Genomic DNA, 1,122 nt, shown 5'->3' on the forward strand with positions numbered 1-1,122 from the left:
CTCGAGGCGCTGCTGATCGGTCAGCTTCGCGTCGTCGAGTTCCTTGAGTCGCGCCTCCGCGGCGTCGGCTCGTCGCTTCTCGGCGGCGCGAGCTTCACGCTCGGCCTGCAGGGCCTTCTTGCCGCCCTCGCCGAGACGCTCGTCGCCTTCCGACTGCTCGCCATCCCCGTTGTCCGGAGTTTCCTGCGTGTCGTCCGACGTCGCGTCGGCTTCCATGCGGGCGTCGCCGAAGTGGGCGCGGCGGTGGTCGATGAGGCGCTGGATCGTGGCGGGGTCGCTCGGGTCGAGCTGGGCCATGATCTGGGCGTGCGTCAGGTGCTTGGGCATGCTGTGTTCTCCGAATCGCTCGGTAGTGGTGGCCGCTCCGACGTCGCGCCGGGCGGGGGAATGTGGGGGGCGTCAGGTGACGTACCCGTAGAGCTTGAGCAGCCTCAGCGCGTCCGCGTCGTCACTTGCGATGGCATAGATCGACTCGGGCATAAGGCGCGGCGACTTGAGCTTCTTGCCGCCCTCGGCGTAGGAGAACCGCTCGCGCATCGCCTTGTGGGCGACGCCGCGTTTCGTTGCGCCTTCGCTCGTGATGTACAGCTGCTGGCTGTAGACGTCGCGGGTCTGTTTGCGGCCTTTGGCGGAGATGCGTCCGCGGATCTGCGTGTCGGCGGCACTCATCCCGGCGCGGGCGTTCACGACCTGGTTGAGGTTGGCGCCGTCGCGGATGGCACGTGCCCCGGCGACGGTGAAGACGTCCTCCTGAGAGAAGATCCCAGCCTCGTTGCGCATCTTCACTGTCAGGTGCGGGTACATGCGGTCGAGTTCGGCGGCCGGCTTGTAGAAGGCGAACGCCTCGTCCTGATCTGCGACGAGATCCCCGGCGTTCTCCTTGTTCGACGGGACCGCCTTGCAGTCGCAGCGGGGATGCCGCTGGAATGCGATGGGGGAGCGGTACTCCCGGCCGGCGAGAACGATGCACCGAGCGCACGAGGGCAGGTTCAGCACTCGCGTGTAGCGAGTGACCTGCGGGCGTACCGCGTTCGCGAGCGATGCCGACTGCCGTGCGACGTCAGCGAGCTGCGTCTGCACGATCATGTCGAAGTCAGAGCGCAGCCGCGCGTAGTCGAGCAG

1 protein-coding gene and 1 pseudogene are annotated in these 1,122 nt (G+C 67.5%); both read right to left on the reverse strand.

From position 1 onward, the window contains the following. Positions 1-327: hypothetical protein (locus ABGB18_RS49315; RefSeq protein WP_347702657.1), on the reverse strand; the 327-nt coding region annotated here is incomplete at its 3' end. A gap of 72 nt (positions 328-399) precedes the next feature. Next, positions 400-1,122 (reverse strand): annotated as a pseudogene (locus tag ABGB18_RS49320) (hypothetical protein); the annotation flags it as partial.

The sequence above is a fragment of the Nonomuraea sp. B12E4 genome, from assembly GCF_039871825.1.
Lineage (GTDB): Bacteria > Actinomycetota > Actinomycetes > Streptosporangiales > Streptosporangiaceae > Nonomuraea.